Origin of the sequence: Lactococcus formosensis, from assembly GCF_037892375.1 — a bacterium.
GTDB lineage: Bacteria > Bacillota > Bacilli > Lactobacillales > Streptococcaceae > Lactococcus > Lactococcus formosensis.
In genome coordinates this window covers 1,475,605-1,495,275 of record NZ_CP141721.1, presented here as the reverse complement: position 1 = coordinate 1,495,275, position 19,671 = coordinate 1,475,605, and the positions used below count along the sequence as shown (strand labels likewise).

The following is a 19,671-nucleotide window of genomic DNA, read 5'->3' as shown; positions in this document are numbered from 1 at the left end:
CTAATCGTCCAAGCCTTCCATAATTTCCACATCCACTCTTTTAGCTTGAAGATCAACATTCAATACAACAGGAGGAATATAAGGAAGAAGCAAGTCACGCTTACCTTTACGTTTGACGACCCACACATCATTTGCTCCTGGTTGAAGAATTTCGCTAACCTGTCCAATTAATTGATCATTTTCATATACATCTAAACCAATAATTTCATGATAATAAAATTCGCCTTCGTCCAAATCCTTCAACTTGTCTTCAGCTATTTTTAAAGTAAATTCCTTAAAGCCTTCAACATCATTAATATGATAGAATCCATCAAATTTGACGATATAAAAATTCTTTTGTTTTCTTGATGATTTAACTTTCAAATCTTGGACATAATTTCCTTTTTTGTCAAAAAGAGCCAAAATTGTGTTTTTTGCAAAACGTTCTTCAGCAAAATCGGTAACTGAAATCACACGAACTTCTCCTTGAAGCCCTTGTGTGTTCACTATTGTGCCTACATTGTAAAATTTTGTCATACAGATATTTTACCATAATTCACGTATTATTTCCCTATATGCTTTTATAATGGATGTGATGTGCACTATAAAAAATTCTCGTGCTTCTTCTAATTTTTGTTCAACTTCATCATATTTTCCCCGTTTAGCCAACCGAATAGCTTCGACATATGAAGATTTAAATCCACAACTATTTGAAATTAACTGAAAACAAATCATTTCCATTTCTTGATTCATACTGGTTCTCCCATCAAATTAAAAGCCTATTTTAAGACATTTTCTCGATTCATCATGCATAGTCTTGCATATTTAACCGCATCAACCGGAGCGCTGCCACTAATCGCTTTGATATTGTCCACCTCGTATCGAATTTGAGGTCCTACAAGAACAACGTTAACTGAGCATAAAACCAGTTTATATTAATATAATCTAGTTTTTGTATTCCAATATAATGATAGACTTCATAGAATTATTTTTTATATGAATCATTTATTCATAGCAATCAATCTACTTACCATAGCCAGTATTCTTATTATGAAATAATAGCGTCCTCAATATTCTCAGTAATAATTTTATGATTTTTTTGAAAATAAAGCTGCTCTCTTGGAATATTTGATGGTTTTCAAATTTTATCTTGATATTTTCAAACTTCTGTTCCTTCCAAATATCTCTTTTATAAGTGTTGTATACCAAAAGTAAGGAATCAAGTTATAGCTGTACTTTTTTGCACATGATCTGACTAATAAGATAAGAAAGCAACTCTTTCCATTTTTCTTCATTAAAAACATCCTCCATATAAAAAATATTTCGAGGATTACTGTACGATACTATACGTTTGGCAATTATCACATCGTAATCCTCCGCACTCTCACAAATCTCTAACACTTGTGTACTGAATATTTTTTTCAATTCATTCTTTATATGTAGCTCCTCAAAGAAGTTATTATAACCTTCAATATAAATTATTATTTGTTGTATTTTTGGAATATTTTCATGCATTTTTTCACTCACTTATTTGAACTCTATGAACCATTTACTAAAGAGTAACTCAATTGCATAAATTATCAAATCTCTATATCATAATATCTTTTTAATAATTTGTTATTGGCAGCTTAACGGTCCCTTGATTGAACTTATCTCTTTTGTTCTTGGTTGGAATAATAATCAATACAAGATTACTTTTCTTAAATAACTCTATTATAAAAAGCCTAAGATTGTTTAGGCTTTTTGATAAACAATGTATCCTGCTAGTATAATAAGTACAAATCCCACTGCACTTAAAATGACTAATCTGGTCTCCCCTGTTTTTGGAAGGAGGACTTTCTTTTTTAGTACCGTTTTTTCTTTTTTTAAACTTTCTTTTTCATTGATTATTTCATCATGAGAAATTTCTGTATCCTCATGTTCATTTAAATTACCAATAATAACTATACTCGCTTTATTATCCGCATATACCTTTGACTCTGAAAGCTGTAAAGCAAACACACAAGAAACAGTACTAATGAATAAAAGAAACAGATATTTTTTCATTATACTGCCCTTTCTATCATAGACATCTTATGTTATTAAACTGTTGTTCCATCCATGCGTAATGAAGTAAATTTAAAGGACAGTTTTGACTCAATGTAGTTTTGCTTTTCTGACAAGTCCTCTTTGTTCATTGTTCCTGTGAATTCAAAATTTGTTGATTTTGCCCCATCGACTTCATCCGCAAATTTACCTTCTTTATTTGCCAGTCGAACAAGTTCTTTATTAATTTTATACTCTTTAACTTCTGCTTTAGAAGAAACTAAGTTCACTGTTGGATTCCCCTCAAACCCAGTTGTGCGTTTAATATTCAAACTTGTCAATGCAGGTACGCCATTGCCACCAGTAATGACATATTTATCTACATCTACTTTGACTGGACGTCCTGAATTATTCACAATTTGATAATTCTTAGGAGAAGTAATTGTTTTTGAGTCAACAGATTCGAAAACAACTTCTGTTGGTAATGTTACGTTAATCCAGCGATCATCTCCATCTGGCAATGGTGTATCAGGGTCAGTATTATCTATCTCCCCCAAATTTCCTCGAGTAATAATGTCAGCTGAATTTTGTCCCTTAGAACCATCAATAATTTGGTTTTGGCCTTCTGCCGCCAATACACGACCACTCAATCCTAAGCCAATCAAGCTGATTGTTGCTAATAATACTGTGTTTTTAATTGATTTCATTTTCATAATTTTACCTTTTCTCTTTTAAATTTATTTTTTATATTTAATTTCTTTTTGACGTGTTCCTTTTATCTACAATAAAAATTTTTGAATGATGAGTAAAATCATTTTTCCTCTTTTAGTTCTAGTTCACATTTACTTCAATTTCGGCAGCGGTTTGTCCTTTATATTTTTGAGTTTTTGCATCAAAAATTGAAACATTTGCTGTACATTTATACTTACCTTTTGGTAATTTTTTAATTAGTTCCCCTTCGGTAACCTCATAACCCGGTTGAATTGCGCCTGATTCGTATATAATATCCCCTGACTTATCTTCAATTATTTGTACAGCTATTGGGTAACTATTTTCCAACGGATTTCGAATATAAAGTGCGCCTTTTTCTTTGTTTTCTTCAAAAGTAGCTTCTGGATAAATTGTTAAAGTAAATTTTGATTCATCAACTTTTTTATTGGCTGCTTTTTTCCTTTCTTTGTCAGAAATTTTTTTTGCATTCTTACCTTCTGGCAAATACGATCCTGCAATAATTTCTTTAGGCTGACTTTTTATACTTTTATATCCAAAATACCCAACACTGATTACCAGAATTAAGAGAATAACAACGAGTATTTTTTTCTTTTCTTTTCCAAGACTATCTTTCATCAGTTATTGCACCTGCTTTTACTTTTATTTTCATTTTATAATCAACAATATGTTTTTCTTCCATACTGCCAAAATACTCACCATTAATACTGAGTCCAATTGACTGTTCTGGAGTAAGATGAGTAATATTTTTACCTTTTATTTTTTCACTCAACCCCTTAATGACAGGGCTACTGTCAACTAATAAGTTTAATTTTGCACTATTGTTTGTTCCTGTAGGGATATCGTCCTCATCATCTAATAAAGTTATATCGGACTTTTCCTTCATAAACTCTTCCAAATTTAAATCAACATTCATTAGTGAGGAATTGTTTTTTATGACATAGCTTGTAGAAGATACCTTATTTGTTTGATTTACTGTTCCAAAAAGCACTTCCGTGGGTAATGTAACATTTATCAATTTATCTAATTTTTCATAAATATAGTAATATGTCTTTTCACTCACAGCTTTGGGAGGATCTCCTTCAAGTGGCTTATCTTTTCCGGGAGTTTGTCCATCTGTTAACCAACCTTTGTAAGAGTAGGTTATTCCACCATCTTGATAATATTTATCTGGTCGGGGTGTAAACTCTTGATCATCGTTAACAGTTGTAATAACTTTATCTCTTAATAAGTTACCTTCTGTGTCATAGATAGATTCCTGTATATCATAAGTCTTTCTTTGTACAGTTATAATCGCCTCATTACTAACGACCTCCTGTCCTAGTGCATTCGTATATGCTATTTGAACGGTATGTTGACCCGGAATAGAAGTATCCAATTCTTTCGTGTTTTTACCGTCAATCTGGTAATTTTGGATATCCTTAGAAGAAAGGAGATTTCCATCTTTATCTACTACTTTTTGGAAAGGGGCATCTGGATCGAAGATATCTCCGACTTCTAAATCAACGTTTTTTAACTCAAGCTCTGTTTGATCTTGATTAACATTAACCAGTGCTTCATTACTTTCTATTTCTACTCCATGTGCATTTTCATGATAAATTTTGACTCTATGTTGCCCAGGAAGGGAGGTATCGATAGTTTTCGTTTGTATACCATCAATAGTATATTTAGTAATATCAGCTGCAGTGAGTTTATTTCCTTCCATATCTGTTACGTTTTTGAAAGGCATATTAGGATCAAACGTTTGCCCAACATACATATTTACATCTTGTAAGTCCAAAGTTGTTTTATCCTCTGTGACTGTGTAGTTTAAATGAACAATTTCTTCTACTGAATAATCTTCTAGACGATCTGTTATTTGAACAATTGCCTCGGTAGTTCCTACTCTACTAAAATCAGGTTCTTGAAGATATTTGAATTGAGGAGAATCAGTTAAGCTTTGAGTGATACTAATATATGAAGATGGATCTGGAATCTTTGAATTAATTTCTACCGAACTTGGTGTTGTTGTGATGTATGAGATAAAAGGGGTTTGAAGGATATTCGAAAAATCTAATATTTTTTTCCCATAATCAATCGTATCGACCACACCATCTATTTCCAAATACCAAGGATTATAATACCCAATTTCATTAGTAGGACGATCTTCTAACCCTAAATAAGTTTCCTCAATTTCAATATTTTTTTGAGAAGGCTTATTTTGTACCCTTTCAATATAAAGTTGATTTCCACCATTCGTAGTCCCAACTTTTATTGTTCCATCTGTCACAGTTTTAAATCCATTTGTTAAAATTTTTACAATTCCTTTGATATAAGTATATCTACCTGGCCCGTATTCCTCCACTTCAAGCTGAGGTATGTCAAGTATTAACTTTGAACCTTTTTTCCAACCCAACTTTTCGTTCGATTGATTAATTTGAGTTTGAAATCTATTCAATATTTCATCGTTATGTTTAAGTAACATTTGAGCAATATCGGCTCTAAATGATGTAGGTACATCAGTCCACTGAGTGCTTAGATAAGGAGTAATATTTTTTTCCTGTAATTTTAAATGTTGTTTTTCTCCAGGGCTATCTGTTCTTCCATCCTCGGGAAGCAGTACACCTTTATTGTTCTCTAAAAATTTTATTTGATTATTATTTTCCACAAATTCTTGAGAATACTCGTTTTCAATATATAAGGATGATGTTTGCTTTTCATCTCTTTTTTGAATTCTTTCTGTATCTTCACTGGCGATAATACTTTCACTCTTTCCATCCTCGGAAACTTCAGGAGATTCTATTTTTTCTACACTTCTATTATTTTTAGACAATTCCTCCGCTATAACCTGTACAGCGCCTGACGTGGTATTTGCCAATAAAAGTATAATTACGGCAACTGAAAAATATATCCGTTTCTTTTTCAATCCTAATTCCTTTCTTTATATTCCATTTATTCTTTTTCTTTCTGTAAAATCTTAGTTATATTGAAAAAGATTTTGTAAAAAAAGAAAAAATATACAAAAACCACAACATCTAGAAGTAATTTTTTGTATATTTTAATAAAAAATCAGTGCGATTCAAAAATATGTGTGTATTGGGGGATTTTTTGAAGTGCAATATCTTTGAAAACGGTTTAGAAAACAAAAAAACACCTTAATTCAGGAGCTTCTCTCTTAAAAACTAAGATTTTTTTGATAATTTAAGTTTCGGTTTATTTCATACTTTCTTATTATACACAATAATGTTGTATTCTAACCGATTGTCCGGGATGCCGGAACTTTTTTTGAGGTGTACTCCTTAAGTCTTTACTCCTGCACCAGCATATATTGTTCCACCCTTTTTTTATAAAAGGCCGTCACTTCTGGAACTCCAGCCAATTCCTGTATCGTCATGAACTTTTGTGCCATCTCTTGCCCCTTTTCTTTATCCTCAAAACAATATACCCAATAGGCTTTAGTACCATAAAATAAGTTTCTTAAAAACATAGAATAGGCCAATTGATGCTCTTCAATGGAGAGAATAATCTCACCTGCTTCTTTTTTATAGCCATAGTAAGAGAGGACTGTAATCGCTCTAAATAAAACTAAAGCAAGCCCACGTCTGTACTCCGTTGAACGATAAATTCCTCGGAAACTTTTTTTAAACTCTTTTAAAATATTGAGGGTATCTCTCGGTGGAATCTGATCAATCAGTGTATGAAAAATAAACATTTCTTTATAAGTCCATGATGTTGCAGTATATAAAAACTCCGTAAGCTCCTCTCTTTCAAAGTCTCCTGCTTCTCCTAATAAAATTTTTAATGCAAAATGAATTTGAGTGTGATTGGGCTTTTTGGCTAACTCGGCCAAGCATCTCAATTCTTCTTTATTTTCAAATATTAAGGCAGATTCAGCACTATTTAATATCACAAGTGGATCACTAATCAAATAGTGGTTTAAGAGATGCTCAAACTCTTCTAAGCTTACACCCATAAACTGAAGGCCCATAACAACTTTATCAAATCTCATCATGGTTTTCCCACGTTCAAAATCTGAAAGGGTTGTTTTTCCTATTCCAATCGAAGAGAAAGCAGTGAGGGAAAGACCACTTTGTTTACGTATTTTTCTAAATAACTCCCCATAACGATTTTGACACATTCTTACTTCTCCTTCATAAAATTATTCTTCTCCATGATAAAGGAATTGGTCAAAAAATGAAAGACGTTTTTTTCCGACATTCCGTCCTTCTCACAAATTTAAACCTAAAGAATATATAATGAGACGAAACTTTTGTGAAAAAATAAAAAGTCAACGTATACTTGTTTTTAAACACTTATCTTCACTCTAGAGTTAAGGAGAGAATCAATGATTACTATTTATCAGCGTTCATCATGTAGTCCTAATAAAAAAAGTCATCCAATTTAATAGACTTACCTATAAAAAGAAAGTTGATTACTTTTCGCGTTCGCAACTTATTACCATTTTATCGCTCACTGAATGAGTTAGAGGATATTATAAAGAGTCAAGGGAATTCAAAAACTAGAAGTAAAGTAAAAAATCTTACAACTATGATATTGAATGAGGCACTTTTCTACATTCAAACGCAAGAAATTTTACGTATACCCATCCTTTCTCAGAAAAAACTTCTCGTTGGCTTTAATAGCGAGGGCATTCATTAATTCATTCCTCAAAGTAAACGAACCATTATGAATACTTGAATTTAAAATAAAGGAGAAAATAATGCATCAACATATGAATACCCCCAATGGTCTCATGGATTATCTTGGACTTATTCCCGATTATATTTGGAATATTTTTATTATCCTTTGTCTGATTTATATCGTTTTGACATTCACAAAACGTAACGAGTCCGAAGAGATTGAAAAACTAAAACAAGAGATTTCTGAATTAAAAGAAAAGAATTGGAAAAATTTTTAACAAAAAAAAACGATTTGATAAACTCTCAATTCGTTTTATAATGATTAATTTTTTTCGCGCTTCGCCCCATACAATGAATAAATCACAATACCTAACAAAATCCAGATGAAACAGTATAATTTCGCAAGTGAATCAAGATTTTCAAATACAATAATTGATCCTATCGCGCCTAGAGCTGGTAAAATCGGGTAAAATGGCATTTTATAACTTGCTTGTGGTAAGTCTTTGCCCTCACGGGGACGTAAAGCAAACATCCCGATTGAAACAAAGACAAAAGCAATCAATGTACCTGCGGAAATCAATTGAGCCAGGAAGGTAAATGGGAAAAATGCCCCAATAATTATTGCAACTGTAGTTAAAACAATTAAAGCATTGGTTGGATTTTCACGCTTGTCTACTTCTCCTAAAATTTTAGGAAGCATTCCGTCACGACCAAAAGCATAGATCAGTCGAGAACCCGCTAAAATCATTCCCAGTAAAGCAATAAACATCCCAGCATCAGCAACTATTGAAATTACTTGTGAAACCAAAGGAAATCCTGCTTCTGACAAAGCCCATGATACAGGAGCTGCATTATTTGCATACTCAGTATAAGGATGCATGCCGACAAGAACGAGCGTGACTGCTGAAAACAGAACTACGGCAATGACGAGCGAGCCTACAATCCCTAAAGGCATTGTACGTTTTGGGTTTTTAGCTTCAGCTGAATTTGCCGCAATTGAATCAAAGCCAATATAAGCCAGAAAAATCATCGAGACGCCTGATAAAATCCCCGATATTCCCCCAAAACCTGTAGTAGGATTGTGTTTAGGTATAAATGGTGTATAGTTTTGAGGTTTAATCACTGTTAAACCTACAACAATAAATGTGATAATCGCAATAATTTTTAACACAACTAAGATTTGCGCAATTATTCCAGCATCATTCGAGCCTCGCCATACAAGAAGGGCGGCAATTAAAATAACAATTAAAGAAATAATATCAACGATACCACCATTAGTTCCAAGTGGATTAGCCAAAGCTGCCGGTAAATGTATATTAGAGGTTGCTAGAATATGCTGAAATGTAGCCGAGAAACCTGAGCCCACAAAGGCTACGGCAATAAAATATTCTGCAAGTAAGGCCCAACCCGCAATCCATCCAAATCCCTCTCCAAACAGGACCGAAATCCATGAGTAGGCTGAGCCGGCAAAGGGCATAACACTGGCCATTTCAGCATAGGCTAATGCGACCATTCCAGCAACAACTGCAGCAATCAAAAAAGAAAATACAACAGCTGGTCCTGCAAATTGCGCAGCAACAATTCCTGGTAGAGTAAAGATTGAAGTAGAAATAATCGTCCCCACTCCCAAAGCCAAAAAGTCTTTAACCCCCAATGTTTTTTCTAATCTACTGTCCTTTTTACTGTAGGTTTCAAATTTTGCTTTTGTTGAAAATCCCAAATTTTTTCTTTTCCTTTCTTCTACTTATAGCTCATACTTCAATCGAAGACAAACTATGATTTAAAATATTAAAATTTCAAGTAGACAAAATTGTACCATTTTATTTAAAATTATACAAACAATTATTGTATTTTTTATTTTAAGCAGATGAATGAAAAATATTCTTTATATATATTAGTTTGTTTATGATAGTATATAATTGTGGAATTTTTTAATAATATATCGGTTATTAAGAAAAAATTGCAGTTAATTTATTGGAGGTTTTATGAATTTTTATGATATTAGTTTCTTGAAAACACAAGCTGGACTAACAGATTACCTATGGTATATTTTCATTTTTGGTTCACTCATACTACTTATCGTTGTTTTTTCGTTATATTTAAAACATCGAATCAAGACGAAATATCGAGATCTTAGTCTCATTTTTTTCTTGTTCCTCATCCTTTCTCTTGGGATACAGTATTCAAATTATCAGGTTAATCAGTCACGGCATTCTCAATCCTCTCAAATGGTCAATTTTGTTGAGCAATTTGCAGATAATATGAATGTTGAGCAAAAAGACATTCTGGTAAGTTCAACTCAACTTACTGATGGAATAATTGTAAAAGTAAAAGATGATTTTTACACGGTCAATCTCAATGCCGATCAGCAATCCTATACTATCACCGAAACTCATCTGCTCAATAATAAAATCAACATTATTTCTAAATAATAAGAAAGGTTAGCTATGCAATTATATAGTCCAATAATAATCAAATTTGCCCTCGGAATTGTTTGTTTAATTATCCAAATCAACATCATGGGAAAAGGTAATCTTGCACCTTCATCAGCAATGGATCAAGTTCAAAATTATGTATTAGGCGGAATAATTGGAGGTGTCATTTATAATGATTCGATAACGGTCTTACAATTTGTCCTTGTCCTAATCATTTGGACTCTTCTTGTCCTCCTTCTGAAATTTGCTAAAGAACATAATCGTTATATTAAAGTGATTGTAGACGGAAAGCCACTTACTTTAATTCAAGATGGAAAAATAAAAGTTACGGAATGTTTGAAAAATGGGATATCGGCAAATGAACTTATGTTTAAGCTACGATCCAATGGAATTTATGAAGTTCAAAATGTAAAGCGCGCAATTTTAGAGCAAAATGGTCAATTAACAATTATCGAATTTGGAGGAGAAAACATTAAATACCCGATCATTGTAGACGGACAAGCCAACTATGATGTTTTAGACATTATAAATAAAAACGAAGAGTGGCTTGAAACTAAAATCATTGAAAACGGCTTTCATAAAATTACTGAAGTCTATCTAGGAGAATATATTTCGGGCGAATTAAAACTCTATGGTTATCATGATTAAACTCCACTCATATTAAAAAGGATACTGAATTAGTTTATTTTTCCTTTCCAATAATATAAAACAAAAACCCAAGAAAATTATAATTTTCTTGGGTTTTTATTTATGTTTTTTGAAGCTCTTGTAGTTTTTCTTTCGACTCTGGTATAAATCATAAATATAGTACAAAGCATTCTACTTTTCTCGTCACTTTTTGTTACATGGAATGTAAATCAGTTCGTAGACAACTTTCTGGTAATTTTTGCATGATTCTTGCACTCCAAAATGCTCGTTTATACGGCGTTCCAACTCCCGTTTACTGCATTCATCCTCAAAATACGCGTGGAAAAATTTTTTTGAAATCATTTCTGTTTTTTCAAAAGTAAATTGTTGCACAAAAAATTCTTGCTTCTCTTTTTGAAGAAAGTTTTTGTAGTGTTCCATCCATTTTAACTCTGGGTTCACTTCCTGATCATAAGGAGAAAATAAGCTGTCCTCATCCTTAACCAATCGGAAGATAAGGCACCACTTTTGACTGAGTTGGCACAATTCTTTTATCTTTTCAGGATGGTTCAAAGCAGGATTCATTGCGGAAAAAACAACTTGAAATTTTTTATTTGTTTGAATCAGCGCCTCTTGACTAATCCTAAGGAAATCAACATGCTCTGATTTTCTTTTCTCTCTTGCCAGTTCTAGCATCTTTGGTGAGATATCCGCTAAAGTATATCTCTTCACATGGTCCTGAAATACAGACAAATAGCGACCACTTCCTCCTGCAATATCTAAAAGTGTTGGACAAGGTAAAATTTTCTCTTGTACAAGGAACTTCACTAGCTTTTGAGCAATCGGGAAAGGCGATTCCTGTTGTATTTCTTCATATTCTTCAGCAAAACCATCCCAAAAATAGACGAGATTTTGTTCTTCTTCAGTCAATTTCCTTCTTCCTCCTGATATTTCTCGCTTATACAAGTTGTTCTTGATATTCTTTATTAATTCTAAAATATTTTAAACTTATTGTACTATATCTGCTTGCTTAACCATACAAAAAAACCACCCAAAGAGTGATTTTTTATAAGAATTGTATTAATCTTTTGTTTTACCCAAGAAGAATGATACAACGGCTACGACAATAACGGCACCGATGATTGAGGGAATCAAAGCCATACCGGCCAATGAAGGACCCCAGCTTCCGAGGAGGGCTTGACCCACAGCAGAACCGACTAAACCGGCTAAGATGTTGGCAATCCATCCCATAGATTTACCTTTACTTGTGATTGCTCCTGCTATCACCCCAATAATTGCACCAACAATAAGTGACCAAATCATAAAAATACCTCTTTCCTTTAAAATAATATTATAATTTCATAACAGTTTCATTCTAACAAAATCATAATATTCAAGCAAACAACTTGTTTATTATTTTTAGGTAAGTTTAAGCTAGAGGTTACATTGTTATATCATGTCACTAATTATTTACTCTGTTTCAGTGCTTCTTTAAAGATTTCAACATTTTCTTTAAAAATGTATTTACTCAATTGTTTACTTAGCATTGGACTAACATTACGATAAGCCATAGATGGTGTATTAGGGACACAATAGTAATAAATGCCTTTTTCTTTATAGATTGAGTCCATCATTGTTGTGAAATGGTTCCCTTCAATCGTATTCCCCGCATCAGCTGCCGTATCTATGATGAAACTTCCTCTCCGCAGTTGTTTTTGATCTTCTAAGGATAAAATGGGGTTATTACCCGCTCCAACTTCGATACCATTGACGATAATATCGTAAGTGCTAAAAGTTTCCTTAAAAACCGGAAGTGTCCGGCGGTAGAACATTTTTACATTTGAAGAAAATTTTGAAACTGCATGAAATGCACCTTGCGAGACATTTCCTGAGCCAAGAACTGCAATTTTAGTGCTTTCATCTGGTAAAATTCCAAACTTCAGCAGAGCATCTAATGTACCAGCATAACCAGCAAAAAAACTATTCCGTTCCATAATACCTGTTGGTATCTTTGTTTCGATGACTTTATCCTTATAATAAATAGCAGGGAAATTATTATCTAGGTCAACAACAATAAGTTCTTTGGGAATGGCTTGTTCTTTCATGAAAGACTTACCAGAGCCATAAGGATGGGTCCAACCGATGATGATTTGTCCCTTTTTAATATGGTCATAGTCACTTGGCTGGATAAGTTTCAATGAAAAGATCGCTTCAGACTGTTTGAACACTTCTTCTCTTGAAAGGATTTTACACCCGGCTTTTTCATATTCAACATCTTCAATATCTAAAAACTCTCCAAATCCAGTTTCAATCAGCAATTGATTATCAAAGTCTGTAATGTCTTGTGGTAATAGCGGAACACGACGTTTACCTGGGAAATTTGCCTTAATAAAACCTAAAATCATAATGTTCTCCTTCATTCTATTTTTTGAGATACCATTTGTATTATTTACCAATATTGTATCCCCTTTCATTATTCTATCACTTTTATTTTTCAAATCCTATCAATATCTTTCTGAATTTTCGGAATATTACCCTGAAAGTTAGATACATCAGTAATTCGAGCATTTATTTTTTGGAATAATGAAAAAATAATAAACCAATCATTTGAATCCGCTTTCCAGATGTGTTAGTTTAAGAATAGAAATGTATGTCAGCACATACTAGAAAAGAGGTATTTTATGATTTGGTCACTTATTGTTGGAGCCATCATTGGTTTACTTGCAGGTGTCATCACTAAAGGAGGCTCCATGGGCTGGATTGCCAACATCTTAGCCGGCTTAGTCGGTTCTGCTGTAGGGCAAGCCCTTCTCGGAAGCTGGGGCCCTTCATTGGCCGGCATGGCTTTGATTCCCTCAATCATCGGTGCCGTCATTGTCGTAGCCGTTGTATCCTTTGTTTTATCAAAAATGAGTCATTAATTTTTTCGTTAAAGCATTTAGAAAGGAGGCCTTGTGTCATCTGGAAAGAAATTTATTCTCATCGTATTTGATCTCCTCCTACTTTCTCTTGTAGTTCCTTCAGCTTGGGATTACTACAATTTAGTGGAGTATGGCGATATGACAAGCGCTTCAAGTCAACTCGTCTATATCGGTGAATACGTACCTGTCTATCTATTCTGGGGAAATGCTATCTTGGCTGTTATTTTAATAATTGCTTTGCTCATCATCGCATTTTATCCTCGTACCTATATTGATATTGAACTACCTACTCATGGTGGAAAACTCACTTTAAAACGTTCAGCTATTGAAGGACTTGTTCGTGAGAAAGTCCTCGAAAATGACTTTCTCAAATCTCCACGCATTAATGTTACACTCTATAAAAAGAAAATAAACATTGATGTGAAGGGGGAAATCATTCCTCGGGTCGAAATTGCTGAAAAATCACGTTTGCTCGAACAAGAGATTATTGATAGTTTAAAACTTTTCTTTGGTGTAGATCAACCTGTAAAAATAAAAGTTGAAGTAAATGCATTAAATAAAGAAACAAACAATAAACGCTCTCGCGTTGTATAGGAGGTGTCAATGGATTATCTGGAAAGATATCGATATCCAATTATTGGTGGCATTATCGGTGGTATAGCTGCCATTGCCATCTTCACTATTGGTTTTTGGAAAATGGTTCTACTTTTGATATTAATTGGCTTTGGTGTAATAGCGGGCTTATTTCTACAAAAGACCGGAATCATTGAACACTTAAAAAATCGGAAATAACTTATAAATAAGGAGAATTAAATGGTACAAGAAAACATGAAACCCTTTGGAACAATGGCCGAAACTGAGCATACTGCTTCTAATAACCACGAAAATACTCAGGATATCAAAGGAGAATTAACTTACGAAGACAAAGTGGTCCAAAAAATTGTAGGATTAGCTTTAGAAACCGTGGATGGCTTACTGGCTGTCGAAGGTGGTTTCTTCTCTAACTTAACTGGAAAACTTGTAAATACGGATGACGTAACTTCCGGAGTTGATGTTGAAGTGGGCAAAACACAAGTTGCAGTAGATTTGAAAGTTATCACAGAATACCGTAAAAATGTTCCAGAAATTTATAACCAAATTAAGGATGTTATCCGTAAAGAAGTTGCAAACATGACGGACCTAGATGTTGTAGAAGTTAATGTAACAGTTACAGACATTAAGACAAAAGAGCAACAAAAAGATGACGAAGTAACCGTCCAAGATCGTGTGGTTGATGCCGCGCAAACGACAGGAAAATTTACCTCAAAACAAGTCGATAAAGTAAAAGATAAAGTTGACGACATGACGCCTGAAAATGGGAGAGTAGAGTAAGCATTTCCGCTTCTTTCTTAAAAATCTAACTTCTAAGTTGGCCTCTATGATAGGGGCCTTTTGGCTATCATATCTTGTTTTACTTTTGGAAGTGACCCTTTTTGGAGGAAAGTCAATGTTTAAATATAAAATCCTTAAAGCTTTAGAAGTTGCTGCTTCTAAAATAGCTCCCCTTGAAAGTGAAGAGGATAATACCTTATTTTACTTTTATCAACCTGACCGTCAATTTTTCAAACATCTAAATAATCAATATCAGCAGGATCTCTCTTCTTTGTTTTATGATAAAAAGGAGGCTAACTATTTCTTTAATAAGGGAGAAAATGGAAATGGATACATCACTTTACTTCTTCTCTATCCAAGAGAGAGGAAGGAAGCTGAATTTGAGCATATGCTTGACTCTCTACTTATTTTAAAGCGTGAACATTCAGTAATAATCATTACTGAAGATAAAGAAGACTTCGTCTTAGAATTCCTTAAAGACTGCCAGAAGGAATTAAAAACCGAAGAAATTTTGATTAGCTTGATTAACGCAGCTCTTGCTAAAATGACAGAAGATGCGCAAAAAATTAGGGATAAAATTGTAAAACTAGAAACCTCGATTAATGATAATGGTCCTACACGCTCACTCTTCAGTCAATTACTTCAACTCAAAAAATATTTAATCAGTTTATCTCTAACCTATGATAGTGATGACAAAATAATAGAATTTTTTAAGCGTGAAAAAAATACTTTGAATTTAGACGAAAATGGACATAGCGGCATTATAAAACTTGAGGAAAATTTAGACAGTTTAAAAAAGCTTACTCAAGCCTATAATAAATATCTTGCTAGCTTAGATACAATGGTCAACAATCTAAGTTCCTTCCGTCTCAATACCATAATGAAAACTCTCACCGAAATTTCTATCGTTTTGACTATACCAACCATGATTTATGGCTTTTGGGGTATAAATCTTAAACTTCCCTTTGAAGAATTTTCCTTTGGTTTCCTATTAGTTTTGGCGATTTCGCTCGCCCTTAGTGGTGGTGTCTGGTATTGGTTGAGAAAAATAAAGCTTTTATAAAAAAAACATCCAACTTTAGGATGTTTTTTATTTCAAGTGAAAATATATGTTAAGCTTTTGCATATTTTGCAGATTCTTGGCCAGCTTGACGTCCAAAGATAATGATATCGGCTACTGCATTTCCTCCGATACGATTACCTCCGTGCAAGCCACCTGTAACTTCTCCAGCGGCATATAAACCTTTTATTGGTTGACCATCTTCTTTTAGAACTTGTGTTTGTGTATTAATTTTTACGCCAGCCATAGTGTGATGAATTCCTGGTGCAACTTTAATCGCATAAACTTTGCCAGAAATATCATTAGTCATCCCTGTTGTACGCCCAAATTCTGAATCCTGTTTATCGGCCACTGCTTTGTTCCATTTGGTCACTGTTGCATTGAGCTCTTCTGGTTTTATCTCAAGTTTTTTCGCAAGTTCCTCAACATTATCTGCCTCAACAACCATATCTTTAGAGATATATTGATCTACCGCCTTAACTTTATCCTTGGTTCCTTCGCCAAAAACAGCATAAGCATACTTGCCATCTTGTTTAAGTTCAGCTGCTGAAACTTTATCACGTGTATCCATTTCATTGTAGAAACGTTTACCTTCTTTGTTTACAAGAATCGCTCCCTCACCACGAATTGATTCAGATACAAGATATCCTGTTTTTTGGAAAACAGTAGGGTGAATCTGAATTTTATCCATATCAACCAAAGCACCTCCAAGAGCGGAAATCATCTCAATCCCATCTCCAGTAGAGCCAGCGGCATTAGTTGTGACATAATCTTTCAAGTCAGGACGGTATTTAGCAATCATTTTCTGATTGGCACCAAATCCACCTGTTGTTACAACGACAGCTTTTGAGTCAACTTGTTTTGTTTCACCTTCGATTTTAACTTCGACACCTGAGACTTTTCCGTCTTTTTCATTTATTTTTGTCACATCACTATTAACAAAAACTGGAATATCACGTTTAGATATATTTTCTTCTAATCCTTTAACAAGATAAGCTCCGACAGCTGAACCATCATGTGGACGGTGCGTTCTAGAAACACTCATCCCACCGGTAGTCGTTAAATTATCAAGGACTATATCATTCTGTGCTAACCAATCTACTGCTGCTGCAGAATGATCGACAAAGTAACGAAGGAGTTCTTTATCATTTGTTCCTCCACCACCTTTAAGCGTTTCTTCATAAAATTTATCATTTGAGTCTGTAACACCTTGTGCTTTTTCAACAGATGTTTCCGAAGCGTTCAATCCAGCAGAGGCTTTAGAAGTATTCCCTCCAGCTATGGGCATTTTCTCAAGAATGACAGGATTCATCCCTGCATCCTTCGCCTCGATAGCTGCGGTCATCCCTGCACCACCAGAACCAACGATGATGACATCATAGCTTTTTTTCAAGCTGGATGGCTCTGCATAAGTCATAGTTTTGCTGGCGCCTGTTTTAGCATCAGTCTTTTCTGATGAACTAGAAGACGTACTTTTATTTTGAGCATTTCCCCCACATGCCGTCAATGAAAGGCCAAGAATGGCTAACAATCCTAATTTTGTCCAAATTTTCATAATCTCTCCTTGTGTTTGTTTTCACATGAACAATAAAATTCTATCACGTCTCATATATTTTGTCAAGAAAATATTAAAAAGTACACAAAATATAATAAACACCCTTTTTTAAGTTTTTATCAAAAAAACTCACATTTTTGATGCGAGCTCTTTATTATCTTTCAATTCATCAAAATCTAGGTGAGTTTGTCTACTTTAGTTATTTCTAACTCACTTGGAGTCACTCTATCCATTTCAAGAATCTTTATTTGAAGAGCATTCAAAACTTTAATACTCCCCACGTTAAGCTCCTCTCTATTTTCCAGATAAGCATTAATGATATAACCACTGATAGTATTGCTTGACGAAGGATTATCAAAATCTATATCAAACTTATCTTCAATTTCAGATAAAGGTGTCTTGCCTTTGACATGATAAATTCCGGGTTCAACTTCGACAATATTTTCTTCTTCATGGTCCTGCTCGTCTTGAATATCACCGACGAGTTCTTCCAGAATATCTTCAATCGTTACTAAACCGCTGGTTCCACCATATTCATCAGACAAAATTGCAAAATGTTTATGTTCACTTTGCATTTGTGAGAGTAAAACTTTTACTGGAATAGTATCAATAAAGACAATCGGTTCTTGAGCTATCATATGCACTTTCTGCATTGGTAACACAAGATACTCTTTAATAAGAGCTTGAAGAGTCACATAACCTAAGATATTGTCCTTAGATTTTCCAATTACTGGGAAACGCGTATGTCCCTTTTCGATAGCAAACTCAAGTGCTTCTTTAATCGTTGTGCTAGAAGCAATTGTTTCCATGTCGAGACGAGGGACCATGATCTCTTTGGCTAATAAATCATCAAATTCAAAAACTTTATTGAGATACTCATATTCTTTTTCGTTAATTTCACCTTTAGCAAAACTCTGGTTAGCTATCAAAAGAAGTTCTTCTTCCGAATGTGTTTCTTCTCCTTCTGAAGCTAGGCTAAGATTAAAAAGTTTCCCAATAGAACTTGCGGAAACATTCAACAGCCAAACAAAAGGATATGTCACCTTGTAGAAATAGTGCAAAGGTCTTACAACTGCTAAAACGACAGATTCTGTCTTAGAAATACTAAGTGATTTCGGAATCAATTCACCAATTACGACGTGAACAAAAGTAATCAGTAAGAAAGCTAGAACAATTGAAAAGCTTTCTGCAATCGTATTAGGCAGTGGTAGATAGTGAATCACAGGCGCAAGCAAGGCATGAATCGTGCTTTCACCAACCCAACCAATAGCCAAAGAAGTCAGTGTAATCCCAAGCTGACAGGCACTCAGGTAAGAGTCCAAATGCTCTACAACAACAATAGCTAGTTTTGCTTGTTTGTTTCCTTCAGCTGCCAATGTTTCTAAACGACTTTTACGTATTTTGACTAAAGAAAATTCAGATGCAACAAAGAAAGCTGTAAAAGCAATCATTAATACTATTATTATAAGATTTACCGTCAATAGATTGTCCCCTTTATATTTTAATCTTTCTTAAAAATTCTCTATTGTCTATTATAGCAAAAAATTTACTGGTCCTACCTACTCCACTTCTTCTTTAAGCTAACAAGCTTTAGCACTTATTTTTAACGAAAAAAGCACTAGAAATCTAGATGCTTTTATTTACTATACTTTGCAACTCACACAACACTTTCCTTGGACACTCTCACTTATTTTAACTTCTTTTAATTTTTTAGAGCCAAGTAAGCTGTAAATTTTATCTTACATATTCCTATTTCCTATTTAACACCTAAGAATTTTCCTTAAGAGGGGGCAAACTTGCTGTCTATATTTGCTTATACTCTTCATCCGCTTTGATTTCAAAATTCTTCGTTAAGCCACTCCTGTGAAAGGGAACGTCTCAAAAAAATCAGAAGAATATAACTAATTTATTTATAATTTTCTTTTTTTAGCAAAGTCTTCAATCATAACTTTCCGTACTTCTCGAGGCAAAAATTTGCGGATATCTTCTTCGTGGTAGCCGACTTGCAAATGGCTATTGTCTATGATTAATGGCTGACGAAGTAGAAGGGGATTATCAACGATTGCTTGAATCAGTTCTTGAATCGTTAAAGAATAAAAATCATCTTTTAAATTTTGGATGGCTTTTCCTCTACGTGTAATAATATCATCTGACCCTTCTTCCGTTAAAGAAAAGATTGCAAGAACTTCTTCTTTTGTAAGTGTATCTTTAGTGAGATTGATTTCTTGGAACTCTAGGTGATGATCCATAAGCCATTTTCTTACCTTTTGTGATGATGAGTTGGCCGCCGCGGTATATAGCTTAATCATAGTGTTATCCCTCTTATTCCCATTTTCACAACCTTTTAGCA

The 19,671-nt window shown here is 33.9% G+C and carries 23 protein-coding genes; 8 read left to right on the top strand and 15 right to left on the bottom strand.

Translation table 11 applies throughout. The features are described from left to right. From rimM to VNN39_RS07250, 8 genes are all read right to left on the bottom strand, one after another. Complete coding sequence (gene rimM, locus VNN39_RS07285) at positions 1–516, bottom strand: ribosome maturation factor RimM (protein ID WP_017370130.1); 516 nt, start codon at positions 514–516, stop codon at positions 1–3. A gap of 9 nt (positions 517–525) precedes the next feature. Then, a complete protein-coding gene (locus VNN39_RS07280; protein WP_165713861.1) occupies positions 526–732 on the bottom strand; it encodes a PTS lactose/cellobiose transporter subunit IIA in 207 nt (68 codons plus the stop codon). Between the two features lie 471 nt (positions 733–1,203). Next, entirely contained in the window at positions 1,204–1,506 is a 303-nt protein-coding gene (locus tag VNN39_RS07275) for a hypothetical protein (RefSeq protein ID WP_338997271.1), read from the bottom strand. A 207-nt stretch (positions 1,507–1,713) separates the two neighbouring features. After that, complete coding sequence (locus VNN39_RS07270) at positions 1,714–2,025, bottom strand: LPXTG cell wall anchor domain-containing protein (protein ID WP_017370127.1); 312 nt, start codon at positions 2,023–2,025, stop codon at positions 1,714–1,716. 35 nt (positions 2,026–2,060) lie between these two features. Beyond that, positions 2,061–2,711, bottom strand: a complete 651-nt coding sequence (locus VNN39_RS07265; RefSeq protein ID WP_338997270.1) for a hypothetical protein — start codon at positions 2,709–2,711, stop codon at positions 2,061–2,063. Positions 2,712–2,835: 124 nt separating this feature from the next. Next, complete coding sequence (locus VNN39_RS07260) at positions 2,836–3,351, bottom strand: hypothetical protein (protein WP_165713857.1); 516 nt, start codon at positions 3,349–3,351, stop codon at positions 2,836–2,838. Next, positions 3,341–5,638 carry a hypothetical protein gene (locus VNN39_RS07255; RefSeq protein ID WP_338997269.1) on the bottom strand — a complete coding sequence of 766 codons (2,298 nt, stop codon included), beginning with the start codon at positions 5,636–5,638 and terminating at the stop codon, positions 3,341–3,343. The genes VNN39_RS07260 and VNN39_RS07255 overlap by 11 nt, the downstream gene beginning before the upstream one ends. 381 nt (positions 5,639–6,019) lie before the next feature. Then, the gene (locus VNN39_RS07250; RefSeq protein WP_338997268.1) at positions 6,020–6,850 is read right to left on the bottom strand and encodes an Rgg/GadR/MutR family transcriptional regulator; all 831 of its coding nucleotides are present in this window, start codon (positions 6,848–6,850) and stop codon (positions 6,020–6,022) included. A gap of 582 nt (positions 6,851–7,432) precedes the next feature. Between VNN39_RS07250 and VNN39_RS07245 the strand changes: the two genes are divergently transcribed. Continuing rightward, positions 7,433–7,630, top strand: a complete 198-nt coding sequence (locus tag VNN39_RS07245; RefSeq protein WP_270741253.1) for a hypothetical protein — start codon at positions 7,433–7,435, stop codon at positions 7,628–7,630. Positions 7,631–7,674: 44 nt separating this feature from the next. On the opposite strand, the gene VNN39_RS07240 is transcribed toward VNN39_RS07245, so the two are convergent. Beyond that, complete coding sequence (locus VNN39_RS07240) at positions 7,675–9,072, bottom strand: APC family permease (RefSeq protein ID WP_096368127.1); 1,398 nt, start codon at positions 9,070–9,072, stop codon at positions 7,675–7,677. 265 nt (positions 9,073–9,337) lie between these two features. Between VNN39_RS07240 and VNN39_RS07235 the strand changes: the two genes are divergently transcribed. Both VNN39_RS07235 and VNN39_RS07230 read left to right on the top strand, forming a co-directional pair. After that, entirely contained in the window at positions 9,338–9,784 is a 447-nt protein-coding gene (locus tag VNN39_RS07235; protein WP_165713852.1) for a DUF3290 domain-containing protein, read from the top strand. A 15-nt stretch (positions 9,785–9,799) separates the two neighbouring features. Further along, a complete protein-coding gene (locus tag VNN39_RS07230) occupies positions 9,800–10,435 on the top strand; it encodes a DUF421 domain-containing protein (RefSeq protein WP_270231658.1) in 636 nt (211 codons plus the stop codon). A 183-nt stretch (positions 10,436–10,618) separates the two neighbouring features. On the opposite strand, the gene VNN39_RS07225 is transcribed toward VNN39_RS07230, so the two are convergent. The 3 genes from VNN39_RS07225 to VNN39_RS07215 form a co-directional block, all read right to left on the bottom strand. Then, the gene (locus VNN39_RS07225) at positions 10,619–11,344 is read right to left on the bottom strand and encodes a class I SAM-dependent methyltransferase (protein ID WP_338997266.1); all 726 of its coding nucleotides are present in this window, start codon (positions 11,342–11,344) and stop codon (positions 10,619–10,621) included. Between the two features lie 150 nt (positions 11,345–11,494). Continuing rightward, positions 11,495–11,737, bottom strand: coding sequence for a GlsB/YeaQ/YmgE family stress response membrane protein (locus VNN39_RS07220; protein ID WP_014024978.1), 243 nt, complete (start codon positions 11,735–11,737; stop codon positions 11,495–11,497). A gap of 143 nt (positions 11,738–11,880) precedes the next feature. After that, positions 11,881–12,819, bottom strand: coding sequence for a N(5)-(carboxyethyl)ornithine synthase (locus VNN39_RS07215; protein ID WP_338997265.1), 939 nt, complete (start codon positions 12,817–12,819; stop codon positions 11,881–11,883). 276 nt (positions 12,820–13,095) lie between these two features. Between VNN39_RS07215 and VNN39_RS07210 the strand changes: the two genes are divergently transcribed. The 5 genes from VNN39_RS07210 (at position 13,096) to VNN39_RS07190 (ending at position 15,769) form a co-directional block, all read left to right on the top strand. Further along, on the top strand, positions 13,096–13,335 hold the full coding sequence (locus VNN39_RS07210; protein WP_017370116.1) for a GlsB/YeaQ/YmgE family stress response membrane protein: 240 nt from the start codon (positions 13,096–13,098) through the stop codon (positions 13,333–13,335). Positions 13,336–13,368: 33 nt separating this feature from the next. After that, complete coding sequence (gene amaP / locus VNN39_RS07205) at positions 13,369–13,929, top strand: alkaline shock response membrane anchor protein AmaP (RefSeq protein WP_017370115.1); 561 nt, start codon at positions 13,369–13,371, stop codon at positions 13,927–13,929. A gap of 9 nt (positions 13,930–13,938) precedes the next feature. Next, positions 13,939–14,127, top strand: coding sequence for a DUF2273 domain-containing protein (locus tag VNN39_RS07200; protein WP_014024981.1), 189 nt, complete (start codon positions 13,939–13,941; stop codon positions 14,125–14,127). A 54-nt stretch (positions 14,128–14,181) separates the two neighbouring features. After that, positions 14,182–14,706: an Asp23/Gls24 family envelope stress response protein gene (locus VNN39_RS07195; RefSeq protein ID WP_240246768.1), complete on the top strand. Its 525-nt coding sequence runs from the start codon at positions 14,182–14,184 to the stop codon at positions 14,704–14,706. A gap of 115 nt (positions 14,707–14,821) precedes the next feature. Continuing rightward, a complete protein-coding gene (locus VNN39_RS07190) occupies positions 14,822–15,769 on the top strand; it encodes a magnesium transporter CorA family protein (RefSeq protein ID WP_338997263.1) in 948 nt (315 codons plus the stop codon). A 49-nt stretch (positions 15,770–15,818) separates the two neighbouring features. On the opposite strand, the gene VNN39_RS07185 is transcribed toward VNN39_RS07190, so the two are convergent. The 3 genes from VNN39_RS07185 to VNN39_RS07175 form a co-directional block, all read right to left on the bottom strand. After that, positions 15,819–17,321, bottom strand: a complete 1,503-nt coding sequence (locus tag VNN39_RS07185; RefSeq protein ID WP_339006995.1) for a flavocytochrome c — start codon at positions 17,319–17,321, stop codon at positions 15,819–15,821. 176 nt (positions 17,322–17,497) lie between these two features. Then, entirely contained in the window at positions 17,498–18,802 is a 1,305-nt protein-coding gene (locus VNN39_RS07180; RefSeq protein ID WP_338997261.1) for a hemolysin family protein, read from the bottom strand. A 429-nt stretch (positions 18,803–19,231) separates the two neighbouring features. Then, positions 19,232–19,630, bottom strand: coding sequence for a Spx/MgsR family RNA polymerase-binding regulatory protein (locus tag VNN39_RS07175; RefSeq protein ID WP_019292392.1), 399 nt, complete (start codon positions 19,628–19,630; stop codon positions 19,232–19,234). Positions 19,631–19,671: the final 41 nt, after the last annotated feature.